This window comes from Thioclava sp. F36-7 (assembly GCF_002020075.1).
Taxonomy (GTDB): domain Bacteria; phylum Pseudomonadota; class Alphaproteobacteria; order Rhodobacterales; family Rhodobacteraceae; genus Thioclava; species Thioclava sediminum.
Window position 1 is genome coordinate 223,980 of the sequence record NZ_MPZR01000003.1, and the last position, 24,461, is coordinate 248,440.

The 24,461-nt window shown below is 63.8% G+C and carries 21 protein-coding genes; 6 read left to right on the forward strand and 15 right to left on the reverse strand.

The annotated features are described in order from the left end of the window. The first annotated feature begins 2 nt into the window (after positions 1-2). From BMI89_RS06890 to lpdA, 5 genes are all read left to right on the forward strand, one after another. The gene (locus BMI89_RS06890; protein WP_143593841.1) at positions 3-3,332 is read left to right on the forward strand and encodes an AsmA-like C-terminal region-containing protein; all 3,330 of its coding nucleotides are present in this window, start codon (positions 3-5) and stop codon (positions 3,330-3,332) included. Between the two features lie 8 nt (positions 3,333-3,340). After that, positions 3,341-4,402 carry a tRNA preQ1(34) S-adenosylmethionine ribosyltransferase-isomerase QueA gene (queA, locus tag BMI89_RS06895; RefSeq protein ID WP_078570332.1) on the forward strand — a complete coding sequence of 354 codons (1,062 nt, stop codon included), beginning with the start codon at positions 3,341-3,343 and terminating at the stop codon, positions 4,400-4,402. An 88-nt stretch (positions 4,403-4,490) separates the two neighbouring features. Further along, a complete protein-coding gene (locus BMI89_RS06900; RefSeq protein ID WP_078570333.1) occupies positions 4,491-5,804 on the forward strand; it encodes an MFS transporter in 1,314 nt (437 codons plus the stop codon). A gap of 87 nt (positions 5,805-5,891) precedes the next feature. Further along, on the forward strand, positions 5,892-6,476 hold the full coding sequence (locus BMI89_RS06905) for a DUF924 family protein (RefSeq protein WP_078570334.1): 585 nt from the start codon (positions 5,892-5,894) through the stop codon (positions 6,474-6,476). Between the two features lie 36 nt (positions 6,477-6,512). Then, entirely contained in the window at positions 6,513-7,907 is a 1,395-nt protein-coding gene (gene lpdA / locus BMI89_RS06910) for a dihydrolipoyl dehydrogenase (RefSeq protein ID WP_078539426.1), read from the forward strand. 209 nt (positions 7,908-8,116) lie between these two features. Here the strand turns inward: lpdA and htpX are convergent, their stop codons facing one another. Together htpX and BMI89_RS06920 are read right to left on the reverse strand one after the other, a co-directional pair. Further along, entirely contained in the window at positions 8,117-9,058 is a 942-nt protein-coding gene (gene htpX, locus BMI89_RS06915) for a zinc metalloprotease HtpX (protein WP_078570504.1), read from the reverse strand. A gap of 131 nt (positions 9,059-9,189) precedes the next feature. Continuing rightward, positions 9,190-9,558, reverse strand: coding sequence for a rhodanese-like domain-containing protein (locus tag BMI89_RS06920; RefSeq protein WP_078546795.1), 369 nt, complete (start codon positions 9,556-9,558; stop codon positions 9,190-9,192). 288 nt (positions 9,559-9,846) lie between these two features. Here BMI89_RS06920 and uvrA point away from each other — a divergent pair, with 288 nt between their 5' ends. Then, complete coding sequence (uvrA, locus tag BMI89_RS06925) at positions 9,847-12,708, forward strand: excinuclease ABC subunit UvrA (protein WP_078570335.1); 2,862 nt, start codon at positions 9,847-9,849, stop codon at positions 12,706-12,708. Positions 12,709-12,744: 36 nt separating this feature from the next. Here the strand turns inward: uvrA and BMI89_RS06930 are convergent, their stop codons facing one another. The 13 genes from BMI89_RS06930 to BMI89_RS06990 all read right to left on the reverse strand — a co-directional run bounded on the left by BMI89_RS06930 (position 12,745) and on the right by BMI89_RS06990 (position 24,357). After that, a complete protein-coding gene (locus BMI89_RS06930; RefSeq protein WP_143593842.1) occupies positions 12,745-13,176 on the reverse strand; it encodes a hypothetical protein in 432 nt (143 codons plus the stop codon). Positions 13,177-13,325: 149 nt separating this feature from the next. Beyond that, entirely contained in the window at positions 13,326-13,673 is a 348-nt protein-coding gene (locus BMI89_RS06935; protein ID WP_078570337.1) for a hypothetical protein, read from the reverse strand. A 244-nt stretch (positions 13,674-13,917) separates the two neighbouring features. Beyond that, a complete protein-coding gene (locus BMI89_RS06940) occupies positions 13,918-14,343 on the reverse strand; it encodes a hypothetical protein (RefSeq protein WP_078570338.1) in 426 nt (141 codons plus the stop codon). A 176-nt stretch (positions 14,344-14,519) separates the two neighbouring features. Next, positions 14,520-14,717 carry a DUF2892 domain-containing protein gene (locus BMI89_RS06945; RefSeq protein WP_078570339.1) on the reverse strand — a complete coding sequence of 66 codons (198 nt, stop codon included), beginning with the start codon at positions 14,715-14,717 and terminating at the stop codon, positions 14,520-14,522. 101 nt (positions 14,718-14,818) lie between these two features. Further along, the gene (gene mmsB, locus BMI89_RS06950) at positions 14,819-15,691 is read right to left on the reverse strand and encodes a 3-hydroxyisobutyrate dehydrogenase (protein WP_078570340.1); all 873 of its coding nucleotides are present in this window, start codon (positions 15,689-15,691) and stop codon (positions 14,819-14,821) included. Continuing rightward, positions 15,688-16,734, reverse strand: coding sequence for an enoyl-CoA hydratase/isomerase family protein (locus BMI89_RS06955; protein ID WP_078570341.1), 1,047 nt, complete (start codon positions 16,732-16,734; stop codon positions 15,688-15,690). Before BMI89_RS06955 ends, mmsB begins: the two co-directional genes overlap by 4 nt. Then, positions 16,731-17,876: an acyl-CoA dehydrogenase family protein gene (locus BMI89_RS06960; RefSeq protein ID WP_078570342.1), complete on the reverse strand. Its 1,146-nt coding sequence runs from the start codon at positions 17,874-17,876 to the stop codon at positions 16,731-16,733. The genes BMI89_RS06955 and BMI89_RS06960 overlap by 4 nt, the downstream gene beginning before the upstream one ends. Positions 17,877-18,004: 128 nt before the next feature. Beyond that, the gene (locus BMI89_RS06965; protein ID WP_078570343.1) at positions 18,005-19,471 is read right to left on the reverse strand and encodes a mannitol dehydrogenase family protein; all 1,467 of its coding nucleotides are present in this window, start codon (positions 19,469-19,471) and stop codon (positions 18,005-18,007) included. A gap of 1 nt (position 19,472) precedes the next feature. After that, positions 19,473-20,237: an L-iditol 2-dehydrogenase gene (locus tag BMI89_RS06970; RefSeq protein WP_078570505.1), complete on the reverse strand. Its 765-nt coding sequence runs from the start codon at positions 20,235-20,237 to the stop codon at positions 19,473-19,475. Further along, entirely contained in the window at positions 20,234-21,229 is a 996-nt protein-coding gene (locus BMI89_RS06975; protein WP_078570344.1) for an ABC transporter ATP-binding protein, read from the reverse strand. The genes BMI89_RS06970 and BMI89_RS06975 overlap by 4 nt, the downstream gene beginning before the upstream one ends. A 12-nt stretch (positions 21,230-21,241) precedes the next feature. After that, positions 21,242-22,072, reverse strand: coding sequence for a carbohydrate ABC transporter permease (locus tag BMI89_RS06980; protein ID WP_078546811.1), 831 nt, complete (start codon positions 22,070-22,072; stop codon positions 21,242-21,244). Positions 22,073-22,076: 4 nt separating this feature from the next. Next, positions 22,077-22,949, reverse strand: coding sequence for a sugar ABC transporter permease (locus tag BMI89_RS06985; RefSeq protein ID WP_078570345.1), 873 nt, complete (start codon positions 22,947-22,949; stop codon positions 22,077-22,079). 88 nt (positions 22,950-23,037) lie between these two features. Next, positions 23,038-24,357 (reverse strand): sugar ABC transporter substrate-binding protein, encoded by a 1,320-nt coding sequence (locus BMI89_RS06990; RefSeq protein WP_078570346.1) that lies wholly within the window; start codon positions 24,355-24,357, stop codon positions 23,038-23,040. Between the last annotated feature and the right edge of the window lie 104 nt (positions 24,358-24,461).

A 24,461-nucleotide genomic window follows, 5' to 3' on the forward strand; every position in this document is an offset into this window, starting at 1 on the left:
CGTTGAGCGATGCCGAGACGCCCAAATCCGAGGCAGAGACCCAGCCCGGAGCAGCGACCCCGGTGAGCCGCGGCCGCAGAGCCCGCACCGGCCTGCTTCTTGTACTCAGCTTCGTGTTTCTCGGGGTCGTAGCCGCCGGCGCCTTTCTCGTCATAACGCATCGCGCGGTCGCCGTGCCGCAATGGATCGTCGCGCGCATCGAGACCCGCGCAAATGACGCCTTGCAAGGCCAGATGCGGGTCCGGCTGTCCGGCGGGATCGATCTCTATGTCGATGACGGCATGCGCCCCCGGATCCGGCTGAACACGGTGCGGCTGGAGCGGCCCTCGGGCCTGCCGATCGCGGTCCTGCCGGAATTGCGCATGACGCTCTGGGCGGAGCCTTTGCTGCGCGGGCGGGTCGAGCCGCGCTCGTTTCGGCTGCGCGGGGCGAGCCTGTCGCTGCATCGTCTGCCCGACGGCAATCTGGATCTCGATTTCGGCGGCGGCAATCGCTTTGCCAATATCGACTTGAACAACGCTTCCGATCTCATTGAGACCTTTGAGAAAACCCTGGAAGTTCCGGCGCTGTCTCGGCTGCAGCAGATCAGTGCGGAAGACCTGCAGATCCGGCTGATGGACGAGCGGCTCGACCGGCTCTGGAAGGTCACCGATGGCCGCGTGAAGCTGACCCAGAGCGATAGTGAAATCTCGGTCGCGTTGGGGTTCGATCTGGGCAGCGGGCAGACGAAACCAGCGCAGGTCGCGCTGTCGATGACCACGCAGAAAGCCAGCCGCGAAGCCAGTTTCGGGGCCGCCGTGACCTCGCTTCCGGCGCGCGATTTGGCGGTGCAGGCCCCGGCGCTCGCGGCGCTCGGCGTTCTCGATGCGCCGATCTCGGGGGCGCTGCGCTCGGGGCTCAACGACAAGGGCGAGCTGACCGGGATGAATGCGATGCTCGAGATCGGGCGCGGCGCGATCCGGCCCAATGAGGGTGTGAACCCGATCCCGATCGAGAACGGCAAGCTCTATCTCAACTACGATCCGAAACGGCAGCGCGTCGAGGTCTCGACGCTTTCGCTCAACAGCCGGGCGCTGCGCCTGAAGGCGGCGGGCCACACCTATCTGCGCGATCTCGAAGGCGGGGTGCCGAAGAAGATCGTCGGCCAGATCGCGATTTCCGATCTCCAGCTCGATCCGGCGGGGCTGTTCGAGAGCCCGGTGCAATTCGCGCAAGGGGCGGTCGATTTCCGGCTTAACCTCGATCCGTTCCGCATCGATATCGGCCAGCTGGAACTCAACGACCAGGGCGACACGACGATCTCGGCGAGCGGCAAGGTCAGCGCGGAAAAGGACGGCTGGAAAGTCGCGCTCGATGCCGGGATCGACCAGATCGACCAGACCAAGCTGCTCGCGCTCTGGCCGCCGGCGGTCGTGCCGAAGACCCGCGAATGGCTTGAGAAGAACGTGACCACGGGCCAGTTGCGCAATGCCCGCGTGGCGCTGCGGCTGGTGCCGGGCGCGCAGCCGAAACTGGCGCTCGGCTACGAGTTCCGGGGCGCGGATGTGCGGATCATCAAAACCTTGCCGCCCGTGCAGCAGGGCCGAGGTTTTGCCACGATCATCGACACGCGGCAGGCGCTCAAGGTCGAGGAGGGACATGTGACCGCGCCGTCGGGCGGGCGGATCGAGGTGACGGGCTCGTCGCTCATCGTGCCCGATATCCGCATCAAGCCCGCCCCGGCGAAGGTTACGCTGATGACGCGCTCGCCGATCCCGGCGGCTCTGTCGCTGCTCGACCAGCCGCCATTCGAATTCCTCAGCAAGGCGGGCATGAGCACCGATGTGGCGCAGGGCTGGGCCGAGGCGCGCTCGGTGATCCGCTTGCCGCTGAAGCCCAATGTGCCGCAGGACGAGATCGATTTCGACGTGACCGCCCGGCTGACCGAAGTAAAGAGCGACACGCTGGTGCCCGACCGGCCGCTGCGGTCCGATTTGCTGACGCTGAAGGCCGATCCCCAAGGGATGACGATCTCGGGCAAGGGCACTCTGTCCGGTGTCGGGTTCGATGCCGCCTGGACGCAGAAATTCGGGCCGGAGAACAAGGGGCGCTCGGAGGTCGCGGGCACGGTCGATGTCAGCGCCGATGGGCTTGACCGGCTGGGGATCGCGCTGCCCAACGGTATGGTGCGCGGCGCGGGTAAGGGGCGTATCGCGCTCGATCTGCGCAAGGATCAACCGACGCGGTTCACCTTCGCGAGCGCGTTGCAGGGGATCCGCCTGTCGATCCCGGAAATCGGCTGGAGTAAATCGGCGGGCAGCGCGGGCGATCTGAAAATGTCCGGGATGCTCGGCGCGCCGCCGCAGGTCGACAGCCTGTCGCTGAGTGCTGCGGGGCTGAAGACGCAGGGCGACATCACCTTGAACAAGGGCGGTGGGCTGAACCGGGCGCGGTTCTCGAGCCTGAGCGTCGGCAACTGGTTCTCCGGCAGCGTCGATCTGATCGGTCAGGGCAAGGCGCGCCCGCCGAAAGTGAATGTCACCTCGGGCAGGCTGGACCTCGCCAAGGCAGATTTGGGCGGCCGTGCGGGTGCCAGCGCGGGCGGTGCCGGTACGGCGATCAGCGCGTCGCTCGACCGGCTGCAGATCACGGATGGCATCGCGCTCACCGGGTTCCGGGGCGATTTCAGCACGCGCGGCGGTCTCTCGGGCCGGTTCCAGGGGCAGCTCAACGGCAGCGCGCCGATCGACGGCACGGTGATCCCGGCGGCGGGCGGGCGCGTTTCGGTGCGTGCGCAAACCCGCGACGCAGGCCGCGCGCTGGCGGCGACCGGGATCTTCACCAAGGCGCGCGGCGGGCAGGGCGCGCTGGTGCTGACGCCACTGGGACAGAAGAGCTATGACGGCAAGCTCACGGTCGCGAACCTGCGGGTGAAGGACGCGCCCGTTCTGGCCTCGCTCCTGTCCGCGGCCTCGGGCGTCGGTCTACTGGAGCAGCTCAGCGGTGATGGCATCCTGTTCAGCTCGGTCGATGGCGCCTTCCGCTTGACGCCCAACGGGGTGAGTGTCACACGGGGCGCCGCCGTGGGGGCCTCTATGGGGGTGACGATGACGGGCAACTATTACCCGCAATCGAAGACACTGAACATGAAGGGCGTGATCTCGCCTTTCTATCTCGTGAACGGGATCGGTCAGGTCATCTCCAAGCAAGGCGAGGGGCTTTTCGGGTTCAACTACTCGCTGCGCGGAAGCGCCGATGCGCCGAAGGTCTCGATCAACCCGCTCTCGGTGCTCGCGCCGGGCGGTCTGCGCGAGTTGTTCCGGGCGGGGCCGCCCAAGGTGCTGAGCGAATAAGGCTGACGATGAAGCTAGACGATTTCGATTTCGAGCTCCCAGAGGGGCTGATTGCGACGCGGCCCGCGCGCCCGCGCGATGCGGCGCGGCTGCTGCTGGCCGAGGGCGATGCGATCCATGACCGCCATGTGCGCGACCTGATCGACATCTTCCGCCCCGGCGACCGGCTGGTGCTCAACAACACCAAGGTGATCCCGGCGCGGCTGGCAGGCACCCGGACCCGGCAAAGCGCGCAGGGCGAGGTGGTCGCGAAGGTCGAGGTGACGCTTCTGGAACCCGCACCGGGCGGCGAATGGTCGGCGCTGGCCAAGCCTTTGCGCAAGGTGAAGGAGGGCGAGGAGATCGTCTTCTCGGACGCGCTCTCGGCCAGGGTCGAGGCGATCGAGAACGGCCAGCTGCGGCTCAGCTTCAATCTGTCGGGCGAGGATTTCGACACCGCTCTGGCTGAGGCCGGAGCGATGCCGCTGCCGCCCTATATCGCGGCGCTGCGTGCCCCCGATGACGAGGACAAGCGCGATTACCAGACCGTCTTCGCGCGCCATTCCGGTGCGGTCGCGGCCCCGACCGCGAGCCTGCATTTCACCCGCGAGCTGCTGGAGGCGCTCGCCGCCAAGGGCGTGGAGTTCACCGAAGTCACGCTCCATGTCGGCGCGGGCACCTTCCTGCCGGTGAAGGTCGAGGACGTCACCACCCACAAGATGCATGCCGAATGGGGCGAGGTGAGCGAACAGGCGGCAGCCGAGATCAACGCGACCAAACAGGCGGGCGGCCGGGTCATTCCCGTGGGCACCACCGCGCTGCGCCTGATCGAAAGCGCCGCGCGCGCCGAGGGCGGCGCGAAGGACCATATCGTGCCCTTCCGTGACGCCACCGACATCTTCATCTATCCCGGCTTCGAATTCCGCATCACCGACGCGCTGATGACGAATTTCCATCTGCCGAAATCGACCCTGCTGATGCTGGTCTCGGCTTTGATGGGCCAGGACCGTATACGCGAAATTTACGATCATGCAGTTAAGACGGGATATCGTTTCTTCTCTTACGGCGATGCGTCGCTTCTAATTCCGTAGAGTCGCTTTCAGGGCTTGGAAATGTCTCCGCTGCGGACTAGATGCCGCGACACGACGCAATCCAAATCAGTCCCCGGGAGTCCAAGACATGTTGTTAGTGCTGCGCCAGACATGGCCGCTATTGCTGGGCATCATGCTCTTGATGGTCGGCAACGGGATGCAGGGCACGCTGCTTGGTATCCGCGGCAAGATCGAGGGTATCGACACTTTCTACATGTCGCTCGTCATGTCGGCCTATTTCGCGGGCTTCCTGTTCGGGTCGCGCATGGTGCCGGAGATGATCGCGCGCGTCGGTCACGTGCGGGTCTTCGCGGCGCTCGGCTCACTGATCTCGGCGATCCTCGTCCTTTATGCCGCCTTCCCGAACTGGCCCTCCTGGGTGGCGTTGCGCGTGCTGATCGGCTTCTCCTTCTCGGGCGTGTATATCACGGCGGAAAGCTGGCTGAACGCGGGCTCGACCAACGAGACGCGCGGGCAGGCGCTGTCGCTCTACATGATCATGCAGATGTTCGGCATCGTCACCGCGCAGCTGCTGCTGAACGTGGGCGACCCGGCGGGCTATCTCCTCTTCGTGATCCCCTCGGTGCTTGTGTCGCTGTCCTTCACGCCGATCCTGCTCGCGGCGTCGCCCGCACCCAGCTTCGAGACGATCCAGCGCATGACCTTCAAGCGGCTCTGGGAGGCCTCGCCGCTGGGCATGGTGGGGATCTTTTTGCTGGGCGGCATCATCTCGGCGATGTTCGGCATGGCCTCGGTCTGGGGCACCGCCGAAGGGCTCAACGTGAAGCAGATTTCGGCCTTCGTGGCGGCGATCTACGTGGGCGGCCTCTTTTTGCAGTTTCCAATCGGATGGGCCTCGGACCGGATGGACCGGCGCCGCGTGATCATGGGCGCGGCGCTTGTAGGTGCGGTGGTGACCTTCGCGATCTTCGCGACGAACCCGCCCTTCTGGGTGCTGCTGATCGGGGCGGCGCTGATCGGCGGTGTGGCCAACCCGCTCTATTCGCTGCTGATCGCCTATACGAACGATTATCTCGATTATTCCGATATGGCGTCCGCTTCGGCGGGGCTGATGTTCATCAACGGGCTCGGCGCGGTGGCGGGGCCGCTGGTGACCGGTTGGCTGATGAGCGTCATGGGACCGGGCGGGTTCTTCCTCTATATCGGGGTGCTCTGTGCCGGGATCGCGGGCTATGCCGCATGGCGGATGACGCGCCGCGAAGCGCCTTCGGCGGACGAGACCGGCTCCTACACGCTGCTTTCGCCGACGGCGACGGCGGTAGCGGTCGAGGCCCGTCTCGAAGTCGCTCAGGAAGAAGCGGAAGCCGAAGCAGAAGCCGAAGCGGAGGCAGAGGCGGACGAGCCGTCCGAGGCCGACAAGCGCACCGAGACCACCGGCTGACGCAAGCCCCCTTTGCCTGCTCCTGCGCTTGCCCTACCATGATCTGAAGATCAGGCGGGGCAGGCACGGCAGGGGAGGGCCGTCACCATGGATCGCATCAATGAGATTATACGCTTCTGGCGTATCGAGGTCGGCGAGAAATACTGGTATCAGTCGAGCGAGCAGATCGACGCCGCGATCCGGCGTCGCTATGCGCCGCTCTGGCAGGTGGGCGCGCAAGGCGCGCTGAGCGAATGGGAGCGTAACGCCGAGGGCGCGCTGGCGCTTTTGCTGCTGCTCGATCAGTTCCCGCGCAACATGTTTCGCGAAGACCCGCGCGCCTTTCAGACCGACCCAATGGCGCGCCGCCATGCCGATCGCGCGATTGCCGAAGGGTTCGACCTGCAGATCGGCCCGCCGCTGCAGCAGTTCTTCTACCTGCCTTTCATGCATTCCGAGGCGCTGTCCGATCAGGACCGGGCGGTCTCTCTGTTCGCCGAGCGCTGGCGCTCGGAGGATAACCTGCGCCATGCGCGCGCACATCGTTCAGTGATCGAACGGTTCGGGCGCTTCCCTTGGCGCAATTCCGCGCTAGATCGCGAAACGACGCCCGAGGAACAGGCATTTATGGAACAGGGCGGCTACCGCAAAGCGCTTGCGGATGCGGATGAGTTGAAGCTGTCCGTAAAATAGTTTAATGCCAAACCAGTTTCTGACCGGAGGGAAGACATGGCATCGAAAAGCTACGACATGATTGTGATCGGGGCAGGGCCGGGGGGCTATGTCAGCGCCATCCGGGGCGCACAGCTGGGCCTTAAGGTCGCGATCGTGGAGCGCGAGCATCTGGGCGGCATCTGCCTCAACTGGGGCTGTATCCCCACGAAAGCGCTGCTGCGCTCGGCCGAGGTGTTCCACCTGATGGAGCGCGCGAAGGATTTCGGTCTCAGCGCCGAGAAGTTCGGCTATGACCTCGACGCGGTGGTGAAACGCTCGCGCGGGGTGGCCAAGCAGCTCGCTTCCGGCGTCGGCCATCTGCTCAAGAAGAACAAGGTCGATGTCGTGATGGGCACGGCGAAGCTTGCCGGCAAGGGTAAAGTTTCGGTCAAGACCGACAAGGGTAGCGAAGAGTTGACCGCCAAGAACATCGTGCTGGCCACCGGCGCGCGGGCGCGCAACCTGCCGGGGCTCGAGGCCGACGGCAAGCGCGTCTGGTCCTACAAGCACGCGCTCAACCCGCCGCATGAGCCGAAGAAGCTGCTTGTCATCGGCTCGGGCGCGATTGGTATTGAATTCGCCAGCTTCTTCAACACGCTGGGCGCCGAGACGACGGTCGTCGAGGTGATGGATCGCGTGCTGCCCGTCGAAGACGAGGAAATCTCGAAATTCGCCAAGAAGCAGTTCGAGAAGCAGGGCATGACGATCCGCGAGAAGACCACCGTGACCAAGCTCGACCGCAAGGCCGACAAGGTCATCGCGACGCTCGACAAGGGCGGCAAGACCGAGACGCTGGAGGTCGACACGGTGATCTCCGCGGTCGGTATCGTCGGCAATGTCGAGGATCTGGGCCTTGAAGAAGCGGGCGTGAAGGTCGACCGCACCCATGTCGTGACCGACGAATACTGCCGCACCGGCGTCGACGGGCTCTATGCCATCGGCGATATCGCGGGCGCACCGTGGCTCGCGCACAAGGCGAGCCATGAGGGCGTGATGGTGGCCGAGCTGATCGCGGGCAAGCACGCCCATCCGGTCAAGCCGGGCTCGATCGCGGGCTGCACCTATTGCCAGCCGCAGGTCGCCTCGGTCGGCATGACCGAAGCGAAGGCGAAAGAGGCGGGCTACGACATCAAGGTCGGCCGCTTCCCCTTCATCGGCAACGGCAAGGCGATTGCCTTGGGCGAGAGCGAAGGTCTGGTGAAGACCGTGTTCGACGCGAAGACCGGCGAATTGCTGGGCGCGCATATGGTCGGCGCGGAAGTGACCGAGCTGATCCAGGGCTATGTCGTGGGTCGTCAGCTCGAGACCACCGAGGAAGACCTGATGAACACCGTCTTCCCGCACCCGACCCTGTCGGAGATGATGCACGAGTCGGTGCTCGACGCTTACGGGCGCGCGATCCACTTCTGATCGGATGTGCCGAGAGATGCGAAAGGCCGGGGTAAACCCCGGCCTTTTTCTTATAGCGCGGGGCGACCAGCCCCGGGCCGCGCCCGACCCTCCCCGCGGGAGGGCGCATTGGCGATGTCAGTTTGAGGCCGACCGACTTGCGGGCTTGAGAGATAAAGTGCCCGGTCTCTGACGGAGCAAAGCGCCCACCCGAGGGTCGGGCGCGGCCCTCACCCCCAAGGCCCGTTCTTGCCCTTCCGCCGCACCTTCGGCATCGAGCGCGCACCGCTCCAATCGCCCGTAGCCGGAGCAGGGGCCGCGCGTTCCCGGCGCGCACCCGTACCGCCCGCAAGCTGGCGCAGCGCGGCGACGCGGTTCTCGGTCGAGGGGTGGGTGGCGAACAGGTTATCCGCGCCATGCCCGCTCAGCGGGTTGATGATGAACATATGCGCGGTCGCGGGATTGCGCTCGGCGGCGACATTCTCGACCCGGCGCGCGCCCGCCTCGATCCGCTGCAGCGCCGAGGCCAGCCAGAGCGGATTGCCGCAGATCGCAGCGCCTTCCTTGTCGGCCGCATATTCGCGGGTGCGCGAGATCGCCATCTGCACCAGCGCCGCCGCCATCGGGGCGAGGAGCATCATCGCCAGCGTCCCCATGATCCCCATCCGCTCGCGCGAGCCGCCGAAGAACAGGGCGAAATTCGCCAGCATCGAAATCGCACCGGCGAAGCTTGCCGTCACCGTCATTATCGCGGTGTCGCGGTGCTTGATATGGGCCAGCTCGTGGGCGATTACGCCGGACAGCTCCTCGCGCGACAGGCTCTGCATCAACCCGGCGGTCACCGCGACGGCGGCATTCTCGGGGTTGCGGCCGGTGGCGAACGCGTTGGGCTGCGGCGTGTCGATCAGGTAGACGGCGGGCATCGGCAGGTCGGCGTTCTTCGCCAGTTGGCCCACCAGCGCGTTCAGCCCCGCGCGGTCGCCCGGCGCAACCAGATGCGCGTTATGCATCCGCAGGACCATCTTGTCCGAATTCCACCACGAATAGACATTCATCCCGGCGGCGAAGATCAGCGCGATCACCATGCCGGTCGCGCCCCCCATCAGGTAGCCCAACCCCATGAACAGCGCCGTCATCGCCGCCATCAGCATCGCAGTCTTGGCATATCCCATCGTGATCATCTCCACGCGAAAACATTCGGTCTCGATATAGGCACGCGCCGCGCCCGCGCAATTCCGCGGGGCGCGCAAAACAAAAGGGGCCCCGGCGGGACCCCTTCAAAATCATGCGATGCAGCGCGCGATCAGCGTTCGATCTCGCCGCCGCCTGCATGCCAGTCGCCTAGACCGCCGATGTTGTAGACATGCTCGTAGCCCAGCTGGGCGAGCATCTGCGCTGCACCGGCCGAACGCGCGCCCGAGGCGCAATAGAGGGCGACCGGCTTCGACGTGTCCAGCTTGGGATGCTTCTCGGGGCTCGACGGGTCGGCCTTCATGCGGATCGTCGCCAGCGGGATATGCAGCGCGCCCTTGGCCTTGCCCGAGCTTTTGACTTCCATGCCCTCGCGCACGTCGACGACGGTCAGTTCGCCGGCTTTCGCCTTGGCCACGGCGTCTTTCGCCGAGATTTTTTCCACGCGGCCACCGCCGGAAGGACGAAGGAAGTTCAGCATCTCAATACCTCTTGCGTTCGCTGGACCCGAAAGATCCGTTTCCCGCCTCATGTGGCAAATGCCGGGAGGCTTTCAAGAGTATTAGCGCGGAACGGAGCGAAAATACATTCAAGAAATGGAATTTAACGCCGATCTGCCACGATTTTGATCCTGCTGCGAGGCGGGCAGGCGGCGCGCGCAAAGCGCGTGACATCCGCGCAGAGTCAAAAGTTCACATTTCGTTCGCAGATTTGGATTGGAGACTCGCACGGAAACACCTATCTAGGGCTGGTGATAAAGGGGGCGTGGATGGCTGAACTGAAGTTCATCGAAGTGCGCGGCGCGCGCGAGCACAATCTCAAGGGCGTGGATGTCGATATTCCGCGCGACCAGTTCGTGGTGATCACGGGGCTGTCGGGCTCCGGGAAATCCTCGCTGGCGTTCGATACGATCTATGCCGAAGGGCAGCGCCGCTATGTCGAAAGTCTGAGCGCCTATGCGCGCCAGTTCCTCGATATGATGGGCAAACCCGATGTCGATCACATCTCGGGCCTGTCGCCCGCGATCTCGATCGAGCAGAAGACCACGTCGAAGAACCCGCGCTCCACCGTCGGCACCGTGACCGAAATCTACGACTACCTGCGTCTGCTCTACGCCCGCGCGGGCACGCCCTATTCGCCTGCCACCGGCGAGCCGATCGAGGCGCAGCAGGTGCAGGACATGGTCGATATCGTGATGCAAATGGAGGAGGGCACGCGCGGCTATCTGCTCGCCCCCATCGTGCGCGACCGCAAAGGCGAATATCGCAAGGAGTTCATCGAGCTGCGCAAGCAGGGCTTCCAGCGCGTGAAGGTCAATGGCGAATTCTACGAGCTGGAAGAGCCGCCGACGCTCGACAAGAAATTCCGCCACAACATCGACGTGGTCGTGGATCGTGTCGTCGTGCGCGAGGGGATGGAGACGCGGCTGGCGGACAGCTTCCGCACCGCGCTCGACCTTGCTGACGGTATCGCGATCTTCGAGAGCGCCCCGCGCGAAGGCGAGGGTGAACCCGAACGCACGACGTTTTCGGAAAACTTCGCCTGTCCGGTCTCGGGCTTCACCATTCCCGAGATCGAGCCGCGCCTGTTCTCGTTCAACGCGCCGTTCGGGGCCTGTCCGGTCTGTGACGGCCTCGGCGTCGAGCTGTTCTTCGACGAGCGCCTGATGGTGCCCGATGTGACGCTCTCGGTGCAGGGCGGGGCGCTGGCGCCTTGGGCGCGGACCAAGTCTCCCTATTACACCCAGACGATCGAGGCGCTGTCGAAACATTACGGTTTCGATCCGAAGAAGCCGTGGAAGGACCTGCCGGAGACTGTGCAGGAGCTGTTCCTGCGCGGCTCTGGCGATCAGGAGATCAAGTTCCGCTTCGACGAGGGCGGGCGCGTCTATGAGGTCAGTCGCACCTTCGAGGGGATCATCCCCAATATGGAGCGCCGCTACCGCGAGACCGACTCCGCCTGGTCGCGCGAAGAGATGGAGCGGTATCAGAACAACCGCCCCTGCCACGCCTGCGGCGGCTATCGACTGCGGCCCGAAGCGCTCGCCGTGAAGATCGGCGGCAAGCATGTGGGCCATGTCGTCGAGATGTCGATCAAGGAGGCCCATGACTGGGTCGCCACCGTGCCGGGCAGCCTGTCGCACCAGAAGAACGAGATCGCGACGGCCATCCTCAAGGAAATCCGCGAACGTCTCGGTTTCCTCGTGAATGTGGGCCTCGATTACCTGACGATGAGCCGCGCGGCGGGGACGCTGTCGGGCGGCGAGAGCCAGCGGATCCGACTGGCGTCGCAGATCGGCTCGGGGCTGACGGGCGTGCTCTATGTGCTCGACGAGCCCTCGATCGGTCTGCACCAGCGCGACAATGACCGCCTGTTGCAAACGCTGAAAAACCTGCGCGATCAGGGCAATACCGTGATCGTGGTCGAGCATGACGAGGATGCGATCCGCCATGCCGATTACGTCTTCGATATCGGCCCCGGCGCGGGCGTCCATGGCGGTCAGGTCATCGCGCGCGGCACGCCCGACGAGATCGCCGCCGATGCGGCCTCGCTGACGGGGCAATATCTGTCCGGCAAGCGCGAGATCGCGGTGCCGACGGAACGGCGCAAGGGCAACAAGAAGAAGCTCAAGGTGGTTGGCGCGACCGGCAACAACCTCAAGAACGTCACGGCCGAGTTCCCGCTGGGCAAGTTCGTCTGCGTCACCGGCGTCTCGGGCGGGGGCAAGTCCACGCTCACCATCGAGACGCTGTTCAAAACTGCCTCGATGCGGCTCAACGGCGCGCGTCAGACGCCCGCGCCCTGCGATACGATCAAGGGGCTGGAGCATCTCGACAAGGTCATCGACATCGACCAGCGCCCGATCGGGCGCACGCCGCGCTCGAACCCAGCGACCTATACCGGGGCCTTCACCCCGATCCGCGACTGGTTCGCCGGTCTGCCCGAGGCGAAGGCGCGTGGCTACAAGCCGGGCCGCTTCTCCTTCAACGTGAAGGGCGGGCGCTGCGAGGCCTGTCAGGGCGATGGCGTCATCAAGATCGAGATGCACTTCCTGCCCGACGTCTATGTCGAATGCGAGACCTGCAAGGGCAAGCGCTACAACCGCGAGACGCTGGAGATCCAGTACAAGGGCAAGTCCATCGCGGATGTGCTCGACATGACGGTCGAGGATGCGCAGGAGTTCTTTAAGGCGGTGCCTTCGATCCGCGAGAAGATGGACGCGCTGATGGAAGTGGGCCTTGGCTATATCAAGGTCGGCCAGCAGGCCACGACCCTGTCGGGCGGCGAAGCGCAGCGCGTGAAGCTGTCCAAGGAACTGTCGAAACGCGCCACAGGTCGCACTTTGTACATTCTGGACGAGCCGACGACCGGTTTGCACTTCGAAGATGTTCGAAAACTGCTAGAGGTGCTGCACAGCCTCGTGGAGCAGGGCAACACCGTCGTGGTGATCGAGCACAATCTCGACGTCATCAAGACCGCCGATCATATCATCGATATCGGCCCCGAGGGTGGCGATGGCGGTGGTGAGATCGTGGCGGTCGGCACTCCCGAACAGGTGGCCGAAAATCCGCGCAGCCATACCGGCCATTACCTCGCGCAGATGCTGGGGGTGAAGGTCGCGGCGGAGTGATCCGCCGCGCCGATGACTTCGACCGTGACCGCGGGCTCAGCGCCGCGCGGTGCGGCCGATGACTTCCATGACCTTGTGGTCTTCCGCACCCACTTTGTAGATCACGCCGCGTACTCTGTAGTAGCGCCAGGCGCCGGTCACGATCGGCAGGTCGTAGCGGCGCAGGTTCAGGATCATCGAGTGCTGATAGACCGGGAAGTCGTCGCCGACGCTGAACTCGGGCTCCATCTGGCCTTGCAGCACCCAGCGCGCCGTTCCGTTGGTCGTGGCGACCTTGCAGAACGTGTCGCCCGTCGTGAGCGTCTTGCACTCCGGTGCGGCTTTTGCGGCGGTCTTGGTCTCGGCTGTGGCATTGCCCATGTCGATCTTGCCGCCGCGCATCATTTGGACCCCTTGCGCCGATCCTTCGGCGGAGGCGAGGGCGGGCAGGGCGCAGGTCAGCGCGATCAGGGCGAGCGGGCGTGTCACGATCCTCATCGCGAAAGCCTAGCCACGCAGATACCATCGGGCAATGAAATTGAGAATCGACGCATGTTTCTGTCCTCCAGGCTTTTGAGGACAAGAAAAAACGGGCGGAGTGGTTCCGCCCGTTCGTAACTTTCCGTCTGGACTGTGGCTCAGAAGCCGACGACGTCCGAAGCTTTGCCGATCTGGGCGATCACTTCGCCGCTCTCGGGGCTGACTTCGTAGATGTAGCCAAACGAGCGCCAGTAGGTCGCGTCAGCCTTCAGGCCGAATGCGTCGGGCTGACGGAGGCGAACGTGGTTCTCGGTGATCTGCTGGCCAACTTGCCACAGAAGGTTGTTACGAACCGAGGGCTTTTCAGCATTTGCCTGGTTTGCGACCGAGACGCTCGAAGCGAGTTTCGAACCTGCGGCGCTCATCGGACCATCTGCGAGAGCTGCCATCGGGGTAAGGGCTGCACCGATCACCGCGATCAGCGCGATACGGGGAAGATAAGTCATGCGCGTTTCCTTTCGTCTTGGTGGACCAAATGCCGCATTGCGGCGAAAAGGTCCATTGCAGATTCCGCATTACCGCTATGCACGCGTTTGTGTGCGATTGTGTGCCGGCGGTTTTGCTAGGGCGCTGAAAATGCTTAAATAAATTCTAATGATGGTTTCAGAAAATATGAAAGACCCGCGCAAACCCGCGCGGGTCTTCACTTTTCGTAACGTCATTTTGAACGTCGTTTCTGCGTTTGCGCGGTCAGTTCCCGAGGATCGAACGCGCGAGTCCGATCAATGCGAGCACTTCGCCGGTCTGACGGTCGACCTGATAAACGTATCCGTTCGAACGCCAGTAGGTCCGATTGTCGTTTAACCCGTAGCGATTCGGGTCGCGGATCAGGACATAATCGCCAATGATTCTGTCGCCGCGACGCCAGCGGCGGTCGGCGTCCCGCCATGCGTCATCACGCTCGTCGTCATGGCGATAGCTCTTCTTGGCGAGGCCCGGCGGGCGACAGCCATTGTTCTTCTTGGCCAGCCCCGGCGGGCAGCCCTTGTAATTGCGCTCCGCGTGGCCGCGGTCGTTCTTCCACTTGCCGTGGCCATGCCCGTCGGCAAGGGCCGCACCGGGCAGAAGGATCGCCCCGAGGGCGGCGGCGAGGGTAAGCTGGGTCAGGCGTTTCATGTGACCTCTCCTTTCCATAAGCGCCTCAGGCGCGTCTCGGGATATAAATGACCATACCTGCCGGGCCGTTCCATTGCGGAATCGAAACATACCTTCTCACAAGCAAGACCCCGCCGAAGACACACGGTCCTTCGGCGGGGTCCGGCTCGCCCGAGGGCGAACTTAGGTCGTAGGGGTTACTTCTTGCAGGTATTGACACCCAGCATCGAATAAAGCGGGCAGGTGCCCAGCAACCCGGTCGCAAGCGGGATCAACCCGATCCAGTACAGCCAGTGATAGGGGCCGGGCGGGGTGACGAAGAAGCCGATGATCAGGGCCAGCCCGACCACGATGCGCAGAGTGCGGTCGATGCCGCCGACATTGTTCTTGAACATGCAAAGCCCTTTCGGTGGCGCAGTTTCCTTTGATCTTGATACTGTTACGCAAGCTCAAGCGGCAAGGATTAACTGCGGGAGGCGCGGTGACGCGCCCCCGCTCAGCTGCGCGAGCGCTTCTCGAAACGCGGCAGCATGGCCGAGAAATCGCGCCCCTTGCCGCCTTCGGCCTCCACGAAAGCCGCGTAGAGCGCGGAGGCGAGCTTGCCCATCGGCGTGTCGGCATCGGCGCTCTCGGCAGCCTGCTGGCTCAGCCGCAGGTCCTTGAGCATCAGCTCGGCCGCGAAACCCGGCTTGTAGTCGTTGTCGGCAGGCGATTGCGGCCCGACGCCCGGCGCGGGGCAATAGGTGTTCATCGACCAGCTCTGACCGGAAGAGGTCGAGACCACGTCGAACATCTTCTCGCGGTCGAGGCCCAGCTTGTCGGCCAGCGCGAAGGCTTCGCAGGTCGCGATCATCGTCACGCCGAGGATCATGTTGTTGCAGATCTTCGCAGCCTGGCCGGCACCCGCTTCACCGCAATGCACGGCCTTCTGGCCCATCACGTCGAAGAGGGGCTTCACGATCTCGAAGCTTTTCGCGTCACCGCCCACCATGAAGGTCAGCGTGCCGTTGGTCGCGCCGCCCACGCCACCGGAAACCGGCGCGTCGAGCGACCCGAGGCCGCGCTCTGCCGCCATCGCGGCGACCGCTTTCGCGCTATCGACATCGACGGTCGAGCAATCGCACAGCACCGCATCTTCCTGCATCGCCGGGATCACCTCCTTGGCGACGTCGCGCAGGATCTGGCCGTTGGGCAGCATGGTGATGACAACCTCGGCCTCCTGCGCGGCCGCCGCTGCGGTCGTCGCCTGACCCACGCCCTCGGGCGGCGGGGCGGTGAGGTCGAAGCCGATCACTTTGTGACCCGCGGCGACCAGATTGGCCGCCATCGGCCCACCCATGTTTCCAAGCCCGATAAATGCGATTTTCATGGTGTCTCCTCCCAGATGGCCCATTCGGGGCCGAGCGGCTCCAGCATCTGCGCGACCGCCTCTTCCGGCAGCGCATCCAGAGCATATTTCCATTGCGGATTGCGATCCTTGTCGATGATCTGCGCCCGCACGCCCTCGAGAAAATCACCTAGCTCCGCCGCACGCCAGGTAAAGCGGAACTCATGGGTGAGGGCGGCGCGGATGGTGTTCTCGGCGCGGGTCATGCGGATCAGGCGCAGCGTCGCTTCCATCGAGAGCGCGGAGTTGCGCAGCACCGTCTTGTAGGTCTTCTCGGCGAACTCGCTGCCCGAAGTCTCGAGCTTGGCGACGATCGCGGCGAGGTTCTCGGCCCAGAAAATCCGGTCGATCTCGGGGCGCAGGCCCTCCAGCTTGCCGGCTTCGGGCGAGGTGCGCGGATGGGGCAGGATGTCGATATTGCCGGTCTCGATGAGCCGGGTCTTCAAATCGTCCCAATCGGCCTCGGGCACGAACATATCGGCAAACCCCGCATAGAGCGCGTCGGTCGCGTTCATCCGCGCCCCGGTGAGGCCGAGATATTCGCCCACATGGCCCGGCGCGCGCGCCAGCAACAGCGTGCCCCCCACGTCCGGGATCAGCCCGATCCCGCTTTCGGGCATCGCCACTTGCGTGCTCTCGCCCACGATCCGGTGGCTGGCATGGCCGCCGACGCCGACGCCGCCGCCCATCACGAAGCCCTGCATAAAGGCGACGACGGGTTTGGGATATTCCGCGATCTTGGCGTTCATCCGGTATTCGTCGCGCCAAAAATCGCGCCCGGGCGCATAATCGCCTGCGATTCCGGCCCGGTAGACGGCGGCAATGTCGCCGCCCGAGCAGAAGGCGCGATCGCCCACCGCGTCGATCACGACAAGATCGACCTCCGGGTCGTCGCGCCATTGATCGAGAGCCGCCTCGATCGCCATGGCCATGTCGTGATCGAGCGCGTTGAGCGCCTTGGGTCGATTGAAGGTCAGCCGTCCGGCGCGACCTTCTTTTCGTGCGATCATCGTTTCTTCGGTCATCCACGCTCCGCCAGCATCGCGCGACTGATGATCAGCCGCATGATTTCATTCGTGCCTTCAAGGATCTGGTGCACGCGCAGGTCGCGTACGAGCTTCTCGATCCCGTAATCGGCAAGATAGCCGTAACCACCATGCAATTGCAGGCATTGGTTTGCCACATCGAATGAGGCATCCGTCACATAGAGTTTAGCCATGGCGCAGAACTTCGTCGCATCATGGGTCTTGTTGTCGAGCTTCCACGCCGCCTGACGCAGGAAGGTGCGCGCGGATTCCAGTTTCACCTCCATCTCGGCAAGGCGGAATTGCAGCGCCTGGAACTGGTCGAGCGATTTGCCGAAGGCTTTGCGCTCGCCCATATAGGCCAGCGTCTTGGTCAGCGCGGCCTGCGCGCCGCCCAAAGCCGAGGCCGCGATGTTGAGACGCCCGCCATCGAGGCCTGCCATCGCATAACTGAAACCTTTGCCCTCTTCGCCCAGCAGATTCTCCGCCGGAATGTGGCAATCGTCGAATTGCACCTGTGCGGTTGGCTGGGCTTTCCAGCCCATCTTGCGCTCCAGACCGCCGAAGCTGAGCCCCTTTGCGCCGTCCTCGACCACCACGGTGGAGATGCCCTTGGGCCCCGGATCGCCGGTGCGGACCATCGTCACGTAGACATCCGAATAGCCGCCGCCGGAGATGAACGCCTTGGTGCCGTTGAGCACCCAGCCCTCGTTCGAGCGCTCGGCCTTGGTGCGCAGAGCCGCCGCGTCCGAGCCCGAGCCCGGTTCGGTCAGGCAGTAGGAGAAGACTTTCTTCATGCTGACCAGATCGGGCAGCCAGCGCGCCTTGTCCTCATCCGAGCCGAACTTGTCGATCATGCCGCCGCACATGTTGTGGATCGACAGGAACGAGCCCACGGCGGGGCAGGACATCGCCAGCGCCTCGAAGACGAGCGTGGCATCGAGGCGCGACAGCCCCGATCCGCCATAGTCTTCGGAGACGTAAATGCCGCCCAGACCCAGCTCGGCCACTTTCGGCCAGAGCTCTTTCGGGATCGTGCCGGCCTCTTCCCACGCCTCGGCATGGGGGGCGATCTCGTCTTGCCCGAAGGCGTAAGCCATATCGAAAATGGCCTGCTGTTCCTCGCTGAGCGCGTAATCCATGAAACTCCTCCCCGAGCTCACTTTCGGCAAAGGCTCGACCTCAACCGGATGAATTGAACACCCGTTTAATTTCGAATCCTTGCGAGAGTTTTGCAAGGGGAGAGCTGGGAAGGAAGGGGGGCGGGCGCTCAACCCGCCAGATAATCCGCGATCACCGAGTGCGAGCCGCGCGCCCAGACATCGTTCAGAAGTGCTGTGAATTTCGCCACCACCTCGGCATTCTCGGCCAGATCGCCGTAGATCTCGGACATTTCCAGCCACGCGGCGGGACGCTCCTTCGCGAGCTTCGACTGCGCGACGAGGTGATCCCAGTTCGGATCGTTCGGCGCGATCTCCGACCCGGTCTCGCTGGTGCCGTAGCAATAGCGGCACCACAGCGCGCTCTCGAGGATCAGCCCGGAGCAATCGCGACCCTGCGCGACACAGTCGTTGATCGAGGTGATGATGAACTTCGGCTGCCGGTTCGAACCATCGAGGCAGAGGCGGCGGATCGTGTCGGCCACTTCCGGGTTCGAGAAGCGATCGAGGATCAGCTGCTTGTAATCGTTCAGGTCGGTGTCGGGCACCGGCGGCACGATGGGCAGAATCTCGGTCGTCTCGATCTTGTCGAGATAGGCGCGGATCTGATCGTCGGCCATCGCCTCATGCGCGTATTCGATGTCGCGCAGACCGGCGGCATAGGCGATGATCGCATGCCCGCCATTGAGAATGCGGATTTTCATCGTCTCGAACCGGTCGACCGCATCGGTGAAGGTCACGCCGACCTTCTCCAGCGCCGGACGGCCTGCAGGGAAATTGTCCTCCATGACCCATTGGCGGAAGGGCTCGCAGGTGACGGGGGCGGCGTCTTCGATCCCGAAGCTTTGGGCCAATGCGCGTTCGCGCGGGCCGGTGGCGGGGGTGATCCGGTCCACCATCGAGTTCGGGAAGGCGACATTGGCCTTGATCCAGGCGCTCAGCTCCGGATCGGACAGTTCCGCCAGCCCGCAGACCGCGTCGCGCGTGACATGACCGTTATGAGGGACGTTGTCGCAGCACATCACCGTGAAGGGCGGCACGCCCGAGGCACGGCGCGCTTTCAGCGCCGCGATGATCGCACCGAAGGCGGTCTCGGGGGCGTCCGGGTTGGCCGCATCGGCCTGAATGTCCGGGTGCGTCGGGCTGAACGTCCCGGTCTTCGGGTCGATGTAATAGCCGCCCTCGGTCACGGTGAGCGAGACGATCCGGATCGTGGGTTGCGACATCGCGGCGATCAGCGGCGCATTGCCCGAGGCGACCTCGGCGAAGCCGACCATCGAACCGATCACGCGGGCCGATTTCGCCGCCGGGTCCAGCTCGATCACACTATACAAACCGTCCTGCGCCAAGACCGCGTCGCGCATCTTGGCATCGCCCGGTCGCACGCCTGCGCCCATGAGCGCCCAGTCATGACCTTCGCCAAGCTGGAACAGATCGTCGAGATAGACCGCCTGATGCGCCCGGTGGAAATTGCCGCAGCCGATATGAACGATGCCGGGGGTGAGCGCTGCCCGGTCGTAACCGGGGCGCGCCACGTCTGCGGGAAGCTCGGAGAGGGTGTCGTTGGAAAGTGTCATATCAGCTCATCCAGTTTCCGCCGTCGACATTGTAGGTCTGGGCGACGATGTATTCGGCCTCGTCCGAGGCGAGGAAAACGGCCATGCCGGTCAGATCGGCAGAGGTGCCCATGCGGCCGAAGGGGACGGACTCGCCCACCTCTTTCTTCTTCTGGCCCAAGGGTTTGTTCTCGTATTTCGCGAAAAACGCGTCGACACCGTCCCAATGCTCGCCATCCACCACTCCGGGTGCGATCGCGTTCACGTTGATGCCGTGTTCGATCAGGTTCAGACCCGCCGATTGGGTGAGGCTGATGACGGCGGCCTTGGAGGCGCAATAGACCGCCACCAGAGCCTCGCCACGCCGCCCGGCCTGAGACGCCATGTTGATGATCTTGCCGCCACGGGCTTGCGCGATCATCTCTTTCGCCGCCGCCTGCATCATGAACAGCGTGCCTTCGACATTGATCTTGAAGACACGGGCGTAATCCTCGTGGGTGATCTCCACGAGGGGGGCCGCCGTGAAGATCGCTGCGTTGTTGATCAGGATGTCGATCCCGCCCGAGGCGCGCATCTTCTCCATCGCGGCGTCGATGCTGGCCGGGTCCGTCACGTCGAGCTTCAGCGCGACAGCGCCGATCTCGGCTGCGGTGTCTTCGGCCCGCGCGATGTCGATATCGCCGATCACGACCTCGGCCCCTTCCGCGATGTATTTCTCCGCGAAGGCGCGGCCGATCCCGCGCGCGGCGCCGGTGATCAGGGCGCGTTTGCCTTTCAGTCGCATCAGATTGCCTGCCCTTGCGCGTCGAATTTGTGAAGCTGGCTCAGATCGGGCGTCAGATAGACCGTGTCGCCCGCGTGCAGGCCGATCTCGCCGCCGCCGCGCACGTTGATCAGGCCATACTCGGTGTCGACATGCAGGAAGGTGTCCGATCCCAGATGCTCGGAGACGCCGACAGTGCCTTTCCACGCGCCTTCCGTGGTCGAGACCTCGATATGTTCGGGGCGGATGCCGATGCTGTCGGCGCCATATTTCGCGGCCTCGTCGCCTTCGATGAAGTTCATCTTGGGCGAGCCGATGAAGCCCGCGACGAACTTGTTGCGCGGCGTGCGATAGAGTTCCAGCGGCGAGCCGACCTGTTCGATGCGGCCAGCCTGCAGCACGACGATCTTGTCGGCCATGGTCATTGCCTCGACCTGATCGTGCGTCACATAGACCATCGTGGTCTTGAGCTTCTGGTGCAGCTCGGAAATCTCAAGACGCATGTTCACGCGCAGCGCCGCATCGAGGTTCGACAGCGGTTCGTCGAACAGGAACGCCGCCGGTTCACGCACGATGGCGCGGCCGATCGCGACACGCTGACGCTGACCGCCCGAAAGCTGGCCGGGACGGCGGTCGAGATAGTCGGTGAGGTTGAGAATGCGCGCGGCATTGTCGACCTTCTCCTTCGCCGCCGCCTGATCGAGCTTCGCCATCTTCAGCGGGAAGGCGATGTTCTTGCGCACCGACATATGCGGATAGAGCGCGTAGCTTTGGAACACCATCGCCAGACCGCGTTTGGCGGGGGGCAGTTCGGCCGACGGTTGACCGTTGATCTCGATCTCGCCGCCGGAGACATCTTCCAGACCCGCGATCAGGCGCAGAAGGGTGGATTTGCCGCAGCCCGAGGGGCCGACGAAGACGACGAACTCGCCATCGTTGATTTCCAGATCGAGCGGCGGGATGACCTCGACATCGCCGAAGGCCTTGCGGACGCCCTTGAGGGTTATTTGTCCCATGGGTTTAGCTCCTTATTTCACGGCGCCGAAGGTCAGGCCACGTACCAACTGTTTCTGGCTGAACCAGCCGAGGATCAGGATCGGTGCGATAGCCAGCGTCGAGGCGGCAGAGAGTTTCGCGTAGAACAGCCCTTCGGGGCTGGAATAGGCGGCAATGAAAGCGGTGAGGGGGGCGGCTTTCGCCGCCGTCAGGTTCAGGGTCCAGAACGCTTCGTTCCAAGCGAGGATCACGTTCAGCAGAAGCGTCGAGGCGATACCGGGCACGGCCATCGGGGTGAGCACGTAGAGAATCTCGCCCCCCAGCGTCGCCCCGTCCATGCGCGCGGCTTCGAGGATGTCCTTCGGGATTTCCTTGAAGTAGGTGAAGAGCATCCAGATCACGATCGGCAGGTTCATCAGGCACAGCACGATGACCAGACCGGTCCGCGTATCCAGAAGGCCCCAGTCGCGGAACATCAGGTAGATCGGGACGAGCACGCCCACCGCGGGCATCATCTTCGTGGACAGCATCCACATCAGCACGTCCTTGGTGCGCTTGCCCGGGACGAAGGCCATGGCCCAAGCCGAGGGGATCGCGATGACCAGCGCCAGCAGGGTGGAGCCGAACGAGATCACCACCGAGTTCATAAAGTGGCGGAAGTAGTTCGAGCGTTCCTGCACGACATTGTAGCTGTCGAAGGTCCAGGCCGAGGTCAGCACGTCCCACGGGGCCTTGATCGCGTTGCCCTCGGTCTTGAACGACAGGATGATCGTCCAGAGGATCGGGAAGAAGATCACGAAGGCCAGCGCCCATGCGATCACGGTCATGATCACGCGGCGGCGGTTGGAGATTTTGCGCGCCATTGGATTACGCCTCCAGGTTCTTGCCGATCATCCGCATCAGGAAGATCGCGACGATATTTGCGAGGATCACGGCGATCACACCGCCAGCGGCGCCTCCGCCCACGTCGAATTGCAGCAGCGACTGGACATAGACGAGGTAGGTGAGGGTGGTGGACGCGTTGCCCGGGCCGCCATTCGTGGTCACGAGGATTTCCGCGAAGGTGGACAGCAGGAAGATCGTTTGAATGAGGATCACGACGGTCGCGGCGCGCGCGAGGTGCGGCAGCATGATGTAGAAGAACCGCGACAGCGCACCGGCGCCATCCATCTCGGCGGCCTCCAGCTGCTCGCTATCGAGCGATTGCAGCGCGGTCAGCAGGATCAGCGTCGCGAAGGGCAGCCACTGCCATGCCACGATAATCGTGATCGAAAGCATCGGCGCATGGGCGAGAAAGTCGTATGGGTGCAGCCCTATCGCCTTGGCGAGATAGGCGAAGATGCCGTTCACCGGGTTGTAGAGCATGTTCTTCCAGACCAGCGCGGAGACGGTGGGCATCACGAAGAACGGCGCGATCACGAGAACCCGCACGATGCCTTGACCGAAGATCGGCTGATCGAGCAGCAGCGCGAGCAGGATGCCACCGAAGACGGTGATCGCCAGCACGCCGCCCACCAGCACCAGCGTGTTCTTGAGCGCGGTGAAGAAGGCGGGATCGGTGAGGAAGTAATAGTAATTGTCCCAACCCACGAAACCGCCCTGACCGGGCATCAGCAGGTTGTAGCGCTGGAACGAGAACCAGATCGTCATGCCCAGCGGCACGGCCATCCACAAGAACAGCAAGATGACGGATGGCGAAATCATGAGACGCGCGGCAGCGCGCGAGGCTTGCGTGGACATCGGTCCGGCTCCGGTTATCGGGAGTTGCAGTAAAAAGGCGCGGGGCGGTCAGACCCAAAATGACCGCCCCGGCCAGGGAGGGGCCAGATTACTTGATGTAACCGGCCTTCTTCATCTCACGCTCGGTCAGGCTTTGTGCGCTTTGCAGCGCCTGATCGGCCGAGACTTGCCCTGCGAGAGCCGCCGAGAACTGCTGACCGACAGCGGTGCCGATCGCCTGGAACTCGGGGATCGCGACGAACTGCACGCCCGTATAGGGGACCGGCTGGACCGAGGGGTTCTTCGGGTCAGCTGCGTTGATCGAGTCGAGCGTCAGCTTCGCGAAGGGCGCCGCTTCGAGATATTTCGGGTTCTCGTAGAGCGAGGTGCGGGTGCCCGGGGGCACGTTCGCCCAGCCCTCTTTCTCGGCAACCAGCTCGGTGTAGTGCTTGGAGGTCGCCCATTCGATGAAGGTCTTGGCAGCCTCTTCCTTCTGGGTGCCCGCCGGGATCGCCAGCGACCAGGCCCAGAGCCAGTTCGCGCGCTTGTCGACGCCTTCCTTGTTCGGCGCGAGCGCGAAGCCCACCTTGTCGGCCACGGTCGAGTCCTGCGGGTTGGTCACGAAGGAAGCCGCCACGGTCGCGTCGATCCACATGCCGCACTTGCCCTGCTGGAACAGCGCGAGGTTCTCGTTGAACCCGTTGGACGAGGCGCCCGGAGGCCCGTATTTGTTCATCATGTCGAGATAACGCGTCAGGGTCTCTTTCCACGGCGCGGTGTCGAATTGCGGGGTCCAGTTCTCGTCGAACCAGCGGCCGCCCATCGAGTTGTCCATCGCGCTCAGGAAGGCTGCGTTCTCGCCCCAGCCGGCCTTGCCGCGCAGACAGATGCCGTAGACTTCGTTGTCCTTGTCGGTCATCGCCGCGGCGGCTTTCTCGATGTCGGACCAAGTCGGCTTCTCGGGCATTTCCATCCCGGCCTTTTCCATCAGGTCCTTGCGATACATCACGAAGGAGCTTTCGCCGTAGAAGGGCGCGGCATAGAGCTTACCGTCGACCGTCAGGCCCGAGCGGATCGCGGGCAGCAGGTCGTTCACGTCATAGCTGTCGGGCATGCCGTCGAGCGGCACGAGCCAGCCTTGCTTGCCCCAGATCGGAACCTCATAGGTGCCGATGGTGAGCACGTCGAACTGACCGCCCTTGGTCGCGATGTCGGTCGTAACCTTCTGGCGCAGAACGTTTTCTTCCAGCGTGACCCATTCGACTTTGATGTCGGGATGCTCGGCGTAGAAGTCGTCCATCAGGCCCTGCATGCGGACCATGTCGCCATTGTTCACGGTTGCGACGGTGATGGTGGTCTCGGCCGCTGCGGCAGTCGCAAGCGCGCCAAGAGCACAGGCGCCCATGAGCGCCCGGATCGTGTAAGTCATAGATTTCCTCCCTTGAGTTTTGAGCATATGCCCAAACTGTGAGAAAATATTCACAAACGCGACCTAAACTGTCAATCCAGAATTACTGCGATGTCTTGATTAAT

Bases quoted from the DNA above. Each gene is read 5' to 3' on its own strand.
- queA (WP_078570332.1), top strand. From the start codon at position 3,341: ATGAAGCTAGACGATTTCGATTTCGAGCTCCCAGAGGGGCTGATTGCG.
- BMI89_RS06900 (WP_078570333.1), top strand. From the start codon at position 4,491: ATGTTGTTAGTGCTGCGCCAGACATGGCCGCTATTGCTGGGCATCATG.
- BMI89_RS06905 (WP_078570334.1), top strand. From the start codon at position 5,892: ATGGATCGCATCAATGAGATTATACGCTTCTGGCGTATCGAGGTCGGC.
- lpdA (WP_078539426.1), top strand. From the start codon at position 6,513: ATGGCATCGAAAAGCTACGACATGATTGTGATCGGGGCAGGGCCGGGG.
- htpX (WP_078570504.1), bottom strand. From the start codon at position 9,058: ATGGGATATGCCAAGACTGCGATGCTGATGGCGGCGATGACGGCGCTG.
- BMI89_RS06920 (WP_078546795.1), bottom strand. From the start codon at position 9,558: ATGCTGAACTTCCTTCGTCCTTCCGGCGGTGGCCGCGTGGAAAAAATC.
- uvrA (WP_078570335.1), top strand. From the start codon at position 9,847: ATGGCTGAACTGAAGTTCATCGAAGTGCGCGGCGCGCGCGAGCACAAT.
- BMI89_RS06935 (WP_078570337.1), bottom strand. From the start codon at position 13,673: ATGACTTATCTTCCCCGTATCGCGCTGATCGCGGTGATCGGTGCAGCC.
- BMI89_RS06940 (WP_078570338.1), bottom strand. From the start codon at position 14,343: ATGAAACGCCTGACCCAGCTTACCCTCGCCGCCGCCCTCGGGGCGATC.
- BMI89_RS06945 (WP_078570339.1), bottom strand. From the start codon at position 14,717: ATGTTCAAGAACAATGTCGGCGGCATCGACCGCACTCTGCGCATCGTG.
- mmsB (WP_078570340.1), bottom strand. From the start codon at position 15,691: ATGAAAATCGCATTTATCGGGCTTGGAAACATGGGTGGGCCGATGGCG.
- BMI89_RS06955 (WP_078570341.1), bottom strand. From the start codon at position 16,734: ATGACCGAAGAAACGATGATCGCACGAAAAGAAGGTCGCGCCGGACGG.
- BMI89_RS06960 (WP_078570342.1), bottom strand. From the start codon at position 17,876: ATGGATTACGCGCTCAGCGAGGAACAGCAGGCCATTTTCGATATGGCT.
- BMI89_RS06965 (WP_078570343.1), bottom strand. From the start codon at position 19,471: ATGACACTTTCCAACGACACCCTCTCCGAGCTTCCCGCAGACGTGGCG.
- BMI89_RS06975 (WP_078570344.1), bottom strand. From the start codon at position 21,229: ATGGGACAAATAACCCTCAAGGGCGTCCGCAAGGCCTTCGGCGATGTC.
- BMI89_RS06980 (WP_078546811.1), bottom strand. From the start codon at position 22,072: ATGGCGCGCAAAATCTCCAACCGCCGCCGCGTGATCATGACCGTGATC.
- BMI89_RS06985 (WP_078570345.1), bottom strand. From the start codon at position 22,949: ATGTCCACGCAAGCCTCGCGCGCTGCCGCGCGTCTCATGATTTCGCCA.
- BMI89_RS06990 (WP_078570346.1), bottom strand. From the start codon at position 24,357: ATGACTTACACGATCCGGGCGCTCATGGGCGCCTGTGCTCTTGGCGCG.